Source organism: Pseudoalteromonas sp. bablab_jr011 (genome assembly GCF_016464045.1).
GTDB classification, from domain to species: domain Bacteria; phylum Pseudomonadota; class Gammaproteobacteria; order Enterobacterales; family Alteromonadaceae; genus Pseudoalteromonas; species Pseudoalteromonas lipolytica.
Genome location: NZ_JACDWU010000166.1, coordinates 62,405 through 70,284, shown reverse-complemented (window position 1 = coordinate 70,284; position 7,880 = coordinate 62,405). Strand labels below are relative to the sequence as shown.

Annotated in this window: 6 protein-coding genes; 3 read left to right on the top strand and 3 right to left on the bottom strand. The window is 42.3% G+C overall.

Annotated features, from left to right (window positions below; all coding sequences use genetic code 11):
- Window positions 1-178: 178 nt before the first annotated feature.
- Together JIG41_RS08385 and JIG41_RS08380 are read right to left on the bottom strand one after the other, a co-directional pair.
- Entirely contained in the window at window positions 179-1,219 is a 1,041-nt protein-coding gene (locus JIG41_RS08385; RefSeq protein WP_036969160.1) for a Glu/Leu/Phe/Val dehydrogenase, read from the bottom strand.
- 401 nt (window positions 1,220-1,620) lie between these two features.
- The gene (locus tag JIG41_RS08380; protein WP_036967485.1) at window positions 1,621-3,147 is read right to left on the bottom strand and encodes a fumarate hydratase; all 1,527 of its coding nucleotides are present in this window, start codon (window positions 3,145-3,147) and stop codon (window positions 1,621-1,623) included.
- Window positions 3,148-3,328: 181 nt separating this feature from the next.
- Here JIG41_RS08380 and pabB point away from each other — a divergent pair, with 181 nt between their 5' ends.
- From pabB to JIG41_RS08365, 3 genes are all read left to right on the top strand, one after another.
- Window positions 3,329-4,675, top strand: coding sequence for an aminodeoxychorismate synthase component I (gene pabB, locus JIG41_RS08375; protein ID WP_199524559.1), 1,347 nt, complete (start codon window positions 3,329-3,331; stop codon window positions 4,673-4,675).
- Between the two features lie 5 nt (window positions 4,676-4,680).
- On the top strand, window positions 4,681-5,259 hold the full coding sequence (locus JIG41_RS08370; protein WP_249406629.1) for a CoA pyrophosphatase: 579 nt from the start codon (window positions 4,681-4,683) through the stop codon (window positions 5,257-5,259).
- 103 nt (window positions 5,260-5,362) lie between these two features.
- On the top strand, window positions 5,363-6,739 hold the full coding sequence (locus JIG41_RS08365) for an L-serine ammonia-lyase (RefSeq protein ID WP_199524558.1): 1,377 nt from the start codon (window positions 5,363-5,365) through the stop codon (window positions 6,737-6,739).
- Window positions 6,740-6,816: 77 nt separating this feature from the next.
- Here the strand turns inward: JIG41_RS08365 and cysB are convergent, their stop codons facing one another.
- On the bottom strand, window positions 6,817-7,794 hold the full coding sequence (cysB, locus tag JIG41_RS08360; RefSeq protein WP_036967477.1) for an HTH-type transcriptional regulator CysB: 978 nt from the start codon (window positions 7,792-7,794) through the stop codon (window positions 6,817-6,819).
- Between the last annotated feature and the right edge of the window lie 86 nt (window positions 7,795-7,880).

Here is a 7,880-nt window from a genome sequence, read left to right as displayed (position 1 = left end):
TTGGTTTGTAACTGTTAATAATGTTGAGGGCTTGAGATACGTGCATAAAAAAATCCGATAAACAGGGTCTATCGGATTTTTACATATAGAGGGGATCATTCAACTGATCCGCCGATTAAAGTCTTAACTGATCGGCATTAGCGCCATGCGCACCTTTTTAAACAGCAAATTAATTAAATTATAAGCCGTTTTCGATGATTTCTAATGCAAGCTCATCAGCAATTAAATGCGTTGATTTTTGCTCTTTCTCTGAGCGAGCAAAAATTTCTGTTAGCGTATCAAAAATACCTTCAACGTGCTTCGTTGACGCCTCTGCACTGTAGCCTTCAGGTGCTGTTTCGTAATACACATTAATGATACCACCAGCATTAATTACATAGTCTGGCGCGTAAAGAATGCCTTTTTCACGAATGATTTCACCGTGGCGAGACTCTGCAAGTTGATTGTTAGCACAACCAGCAATAATCGTTGCTTTTAAACGTGGAATTGTCATGTCGTTTACTGTTGCACCTAACGCACAAGGTGCATAGACATCAACATCTAGGTCATAAATTTCATCGATACCCACTGCTGTCGCATTAAAGTCATTAACAACACGTGATACAGCTTGTTCGTTAATATCAGTAACAAACAATGTTGCGCCTGCTTCATGAAGGTGTTTACAAAGACCATATGCAACGGCACCTAAACCTTGCACAGCAACCTTTATACCCGATAAATCTTGATGACCACGTTGATGCTGTAACGCGGCTTTAATACCTAAAAATGTACCGTAAGCAGTGAAAGGTGATGGATTACCACTTTTACCTTCAAGACCCAGCACATAGTTAGTTTCTTTATTCATGATTGCAACGTCATCGCACGTGATGTTTACGTCTTCTGCTGAATAATAACTACCACTTAAACGCTCTAGCTGACGGCCAAACGCACGGAAAAGCTGCTCTGATTTAATTTCTTTTGCATTACCGATAATAACAGACTTACCACCACCGAATGGTAAACGTGCAACCGCATTTTTGTATGTCATACCTTTCGATAAACGAAGGGCATCGGTTACTGCGTCTTCGTCAGTCGCATAGTCCCACATTCTACAGCCACCTACAGCAGGACCTAACTTGGTATTGTGAACCGCGATAATAGCCTTAAGGCCTGATTCTTTATCTGAACAAAACACCACTTGCTCGTGGTTATCAAAGTCGACTTTATTAAATACAGCCACAGTTAAATACTCCGAAATTTTCTTACCCTTTTTGGGGTGTGAGCGCTGAAATTGCCGAGACTTTATCACTTCGTTTGCTCCCATGCCACTATATGAGATGATAAAACTAAGCTAAGTTACGCGATTGAAATAACAACGCAAAAAACACGTTAAAACAGGAAATATATACCTACATAAATCCACATAAAGCATGATTAATTCAAAACAAAAGTAAATCTACTAAATCTTTTTTACGTGAACGTAAAGGTCAAGTATAGCGTAAAGAAAAAGTGACAAAGTAATTCAGTAGCAAAAGCCTGAAAACACACACTTTAAGTCAAAAGTGTGGATGAGAAAGAGACTGGTCAGAGCTGAAAAAAACGGCGCTTGGGCGCCGTTTCATATAAACGATTTAATGACGATTATTTTAATTTACCATCAAGCTCTTCGATTTTGGCTTTCCAAATTGCTGGGCCTTGCGTGTGCGCATTGGCACCTTCGCTGTCAACAGCAACAGTCACAGGCATGTCTTCAACTTCAAACTCGTAGATTGCTTCCATACCTAAATCTTCAAACGCCACTACACGCGCTTTCTTAATAGCTTTAGATACTAAGTAAGCAGCACCGCCTACCGCCATTAAGTACACAGACTTATTGTTTTTAATTGATTCAACCGTTGCAGGACCACGCTCAGCTTTACCAATCATACCAATGATGCCCGTGTTTTCTAACATCATGTCAGTGAACTTATCCATACGCGTTGCCGTTGTTGGGCCTGCTGGGCCTACAGCTTCATCACGAACCGCATCAACAGGACCGACGTAATAGATAAATTTATTATCGAAATCAACACCTTCAGGTAAACCTTCACCTGATTGGATCATATCTTGTAGGCGTTTGTGCGCCGCATCACGGCCTGTTAAAATAGTGCCAGAGAGAAGCACAGTTTCACCCATCTTCCACTCTTGTGTGTCTTCTTTAGTTAGCGTGTTTAAGTCAACACGACGTGTGCCCTCGCCAACTTCGAACGTCACTTCTGGCCAATCCTCAAGTTTAGGAGCTTTAAGCTCTGCTGGACCTGAGCCATCTAAGGTAAAGTGAACGTGACGCGTTGCCGCACAGTTCGGGATCATTACAACAGGCTTAGATGCCGCGTGCGTCGGTGCCGTTTTAATTTTTACATCAACAACGGTTGTTAAACCGCCTAGACCTTGAGCACCAATGCCCAACTTATTCGCGCGCTCAAAAATATCAATACGCATTTTTTCTTCTGTTGTCTCAGCGCCGCGTTCAATTAGCTCGTGAATATCAACCGGATCCATTAAAGATTCTTTAGCAAGCACAGCTGCTTTTTCAGCAGTACCACCAATGCCTATACCAAGCATACCCGGCGGACACCAACCAGCCCCCATTGTTGGGAGTGTTTTTTCAACCCACGCCGCAACATCATCCGATGGGTTCAACATGACCATTTTAGTTTTGTTTTCTGAGCCGCCACCTTTAGCTGCAACCATCACTTCAACTTCGCCACCTGGCACTAAGTCGATATGAACCACAGAAGGTGTATTATCTTTGGTGTTTTTACGCGTACCAGCAGGGTCTGCAACGATTGATGCGCGTAATGGGTTATCTGGGTTTAAGTAAGCGCGACGTGTACCTTCATCAACCATTTGCTGAACAGTCATGTCTGTTTTATCCCACTTAACATCCATACCCACTTTAACGAAACAGGTAATAATACCGGTATCTTGACACAGTGGACGTTTACCTTCAGCTGACATGCGCGAGTTAATTAAGATTTGCGCAATGGCGTCTTTTGCCGCTTTACTTTGCTCTTTATTGTACGCTTTTTCTAAGGCTTGGACGAAATCGAGAGGGTGATAAAAAGAAATGTATTGCAATGCATCTTCAATGCTATCAATGAAGTCTTGCTGACGAATTGTACTCATTACGGGTTCCTTAAGTTTTTATCACGTCGCTTAGTACGTGATCCTGAGTAAACCGGTGACGAAGATTTACTCTACGGGTTAGTCATGGCATCACTATAAAGGAAATCATAACGCTGCCAATCAAATTTAACTTATGATAACCTCCTCGCCCGTTTCGGGCTAGTTATTCAAGGCAATGTAAATGATAAACGATGAAAATTTGTGCATAAAATTAGATTTAACCGATGATTGTATCTCACTCTTTACTCATTTTGCTCGTTTGCCCTATGCCGTGTTACTTGATTCAGCAAATAGTAATCATGTAAACAGTCGTTTTGATATCATTGCCATTGAACCATTAAACACATTAGAAGTTAGCAACAACCAATGCTTTTTAAATGGCGATGCGCAATCCCGTGATTGCTTCACGCTAATGAAATCAGCACTTGATGATTTTGATAATACAGCCAATCCAAACGGGCTTCCTTTTACGGGGGGCTGGCTGGGCTACTTTGGATACGATTTTGGTCGTGTAATAGAAACCATGCCATCGCATGCCGACAATGATATTGCGATGCCACAAATGGCACTGGGTTTATATCCTGATGCACTGATTTTTGATAAACAGCAGCAAAGCTGGTTTTATGTTGCTCAGCGACACCATAATCGTTTAGCTCAATATCAACACTTTTTATCTCAAACACCCACAGATTCTGTACCGTTCACTCTCAATAGTGATTGGCAGTCGAACATGACAAAAGCCAGCTACACTGAAAAGTTTGAACAAATTCAAGCCTACTTAAAAAGTGGCGACTGTTATCAAATTAATCTAGCACAGCGTTTTAACGCTGAGTTTTCAGGCTCAACATGGCATGCATATCGCACCTTAAGAGACGCCAACAAAGCACCTTTTTCGAGTTATATAAACCACCCAGACGGCGCCATTTTATCGATTTCTCCAGAGCGTTTTATTGCCATAAACCAAGGAAAAATTGAAACCAAGCCAATTAAAGGCACACTACCACGTTTAGCCAAACACGCCGATGATGAGGCACAAGCACTGCGCCTTCAACAGTCTGAAAAAGACCGTGCCGAAAATGTCATGATTGTTGATTTATTACGTAACGACTTAGGCAAAGTGGCAAAACCGGGCTCGGTTACTGTTCCCGCCTTATTTGCCATTGAAAGCTTCCCTGCGGTGCACCACTTAGTCAGCACTGTTCGAGCCGAATTAGCGCACGGTAAAGATGCTGTAGATCAAATACACGCTGCATTTCCTGGGGGCTCTATCACAGGCGCACCTAAAATTCGTGCCATGGAAATAATAGAAGAGCTCGAGCCACATCGCCGAAGCGTATACTGTGGTTCAATTGGTTACTTAAGTGCCTGCGGTAATATGGACACGAGTATCACCATACGTACCTTAGTGTGCCATCAGGGCACGATATACTGCTGGGCCGGAGGCGGTATTGTCGCAGATTCACAGGTCGACTTGGAGTACCAAGAAACATACGATAAAGTAAATAAAATATTGCCTTTACTAAAGTAATAACCTTGAATAGCCAGCAATTAATCACCCGCTTCAGCTTAAGTATGGCCACTGAGCCTGCACAGCAAATTCACATTAATGCGGATAAGCGTGCCAGTGCGGTGATGTTACCGCTCATCGATGTTGAAAACGACGCACATTTAATATTGTGTAAGCGTCCTCGTCATTTACTTCACCATCCAGGGGAGATCTGTTTACCGGGTGGTAAGTTCGAGATGCAGGATGAGTCATTAATGCACACGGCACTGCGGGAACTTCATGAGGAGCTTAATATTGCTGCACATAATGTTACAGTGCATGGGCAACTTCATCAGTACTCAACATTAACAGGGTTTACGATTGCCCCCTATGTATGCAGCCTTGCTGCAGGAACCTGTTGGCAGGCAGATCCCAGCGAAGTCGAAGTGAGCTTTTTACTGCCTATTTCACATTTAAGCGATCACAGAAACTGGCAACCGCTAAGCTTTCAACGAAACGGTAAAACATTCGTTTTAAAAGGCTTAATGACACCGCATGGTCTTCTATGGGGAGCAACAGCCAGTATTATTAATAACTTTATAAAACAACTCGCCCTACCAGTTTAATTTTCATGCTTTTAGGGTTACACACGCTCACATACACGTTATTATGTGACACCGTTCAAAGGCAGAAAATACGCCGTATTTAATAAAAAATGAGTAGCAAATTATGATCAGTGCATTCGATATGTTTAGTATTGGTATTGGCCCATCATCATCTCACACTGTTGGTCCAATGCGCGCTTCACGTTTATTTGTAAATGAGCTAGAAGAAAAGAACTTATTGTCTCAGGTAACCGATGTAAAAGTTGAGCTATTTGGCTCGCTTGGCCAAACAGGTATCGGCCACGGTTCTGGCAAAGCCGTTATTTTAGGCTTAGCAGGTTACGACCCTGAAACAATCGATGCTGACTTAGTTGATGACATATTAGCTAAAATCGAAAAAGAACAAGTTATCTACTTAAATCAGAGCCACAAAGCGAAATTCCCTAAGCAAGGTGCGATTGTTTTTCATCGTAGAAAAACCTTGCCTAAGCATTCAAATGCGATGGAAATCATAGCAAGTCAAAATGGCGAAAAGCTCTTTAGTAAAGTGTACTACTCTATTGGTGGTGGCTTTATTGTTACAGATGAAGAGTTTGAAAATGAAAAACAAAAAGCCTTTGATGTTCGTGAAGAAAATCCAGCACCCTATCCCTTTAATACAGCCAAAGAATTGCTAGAGTTATGTCGCGAATCAGGTTTTAGTGTATCGACATTAATGATGCATAACGAGAAAACGTTGCGCAGCGAAAATGAAGTAAAAGACACGCTTTTTAATATCTGGCAAGTAATGAAAGCTTGTATAGAGCGTGGTATGCGTACCGAAGGTATCCTCCCTGGAGGCTTAAAAGTTAAACGTCGTGCCCCCAGCTTACACCTTAAACTAAACATTGAAGTAAACAATGATCCACTGCGTGCTATGGACTGGGTTGATTTATTTGCGCTTGCAGTAAACGAAGAAAACGCAGCTGGTGGCCGTGTGGTCACTGCGCCAACAAATGGTGCTGCCGGTATTCTTCCTGCGGTTCTAATGTATTACAACACCTTCATCAAAGAAGTAGACCGTGATATTGCGACACGTTATTTATTAACAGCGGCTGCAATTGGTATTTTATATAAAAAGAATGCGTCAATTTCCGGCGCAGAGGTTGGCTGTCAAGGTGAAGTCGGAGTTGCTTGCTCTATGGCTGCCGGCGCCCTGACCGAAATAATGGGTGGTAACGTAGTACAAGTAGAAAATGCAGCTGAAATTGGCATGGAGCACAACCTAGGTTTAACTTGTGACCCCGTAGGCGGTCTTGTACAAGTTCCGTGTATTGAACGCAATGCTATGGGGGCGATTAAAGCGATTAACGCCTCTCGTTTAGCTATGCGCGGTTCTGGTGAACAAAAAGTAACGCTCGATAAAGTCATCAAAACCATGCTCGACACAGGTAATGATATGAAAACTAAATACAAAGAAACCGCACGCGGCGGTTTAGCGGTTAATATCATTGAGTGTTAATTAATACCATATATGGTATGACACATGCCCATTATCAAAAAAGCCGCTTTTAAGCGGCTTTTAATTTAATAACTTCACTACTTGATTGGCAATTCAATATTTTCAAACAGCTTATCTACGTCTTCTTGATTACGCAGTAAACTGGCGCGTTCAACCAATTCTTTTGTTAAATGAGGGGCAAAGCGCTCAATGAAGTCGTACATGTAACTACGCAAAAAGCTGCCTTTTCTAAAGCCAATCTTAGTGGTACTCGCTTCAAATAAATGACTTGCGTCAATACACACTAAATCGTTGTCTGTCACTTGATCAATTGCCATCGACGCTACCACGCCAACCCCAAGGCCAAGACGCACATAGGTTTTAATAACATCGGCATCCGTGGCTGTAAACACAATATGCGGTTCGAGCCCATGTGCACTAAAGGCTTTATCAAGTTCAGAGCGACCTGTGAAGCCAAACACATAGGTAATTAACGGATACTTCGCGACATCGGCAACAGTCAGGTTATCTGCTTTTTTCGCCAACGGGTGTGTTTTTGCAACCACAATACTGCGATTCCAGTGATAACAAGGCAGCATGACAAGGTCAGAATATAAGTGTAATGCTTCGGTCGCGATAGCGAAGTCAGCATCACCACGTGCTGCCGCATCAGAAATTTGCTGCGGCGTGCCTTGATGCATATGCAGTGACACCGCGGGGTATTTTTTCATGAACCCCTGAATGACATTTGGCAGCGCATAACGGGCTTGTGTGTGCGTGGTTGCAATGTTCAATTTACCTTGATCTGGCAAAGTATGTTCATTTGCGACGGCTTTGATACCTTCAACTTTCGACAAGATTTCTCGTGAAATATTAATGATTTCATTGCCAGCACTGGTTACATGTGTCAAATGCTTACCACTACGGCCAAAGATCTGAACACCCAATTCGTCTTCTAGCATACGAACTTGTTTTGAGATCCCTGGTTGAGATGTAAATAAACTTTCAGCTGTCGCAGAGACATTGAGTTTATGATTTTGGACTTCGACTATATATCTGAGTTGTTGTAGTTTCATGGCTGCATTGTAAACGTTGTTATTCTTTATTTATAAAGGCTGCTAAGCGCAATGCCAAGTGATATTTCATCGCACTGTCATTTTTT

Bases quoted from the DNA above. Each gene is read 5' to 3' on its own strand.
- pabB (WP_199524559.1), top strand. From the start codon at position 3,329: ATGATAAACGATGAAAATTTGTGCATAAAATTAGATTTAACCGATGAT.
- JIG41_RS08380 (WP_036967485.1), bottom strand. From the start codon at position 3,147: ATGAGTACAATTCGTCAGCAAGACTTCATTGATAGCATTGAAGATGCA.
- JIG41_RS08365 (WP_199524558.1), top strand. From the start codon at position 5,363: ATGATCAGTGCATTCGATATGTTTAGTATTGGTATTGGCCCATCATCA.
- cysB (WP_036967477.1), bottom strand. From the start codon at position 7,794: ATGAAACTACAACAACTCAGATATATAGTCGAAGTCCAAAATCATAAA.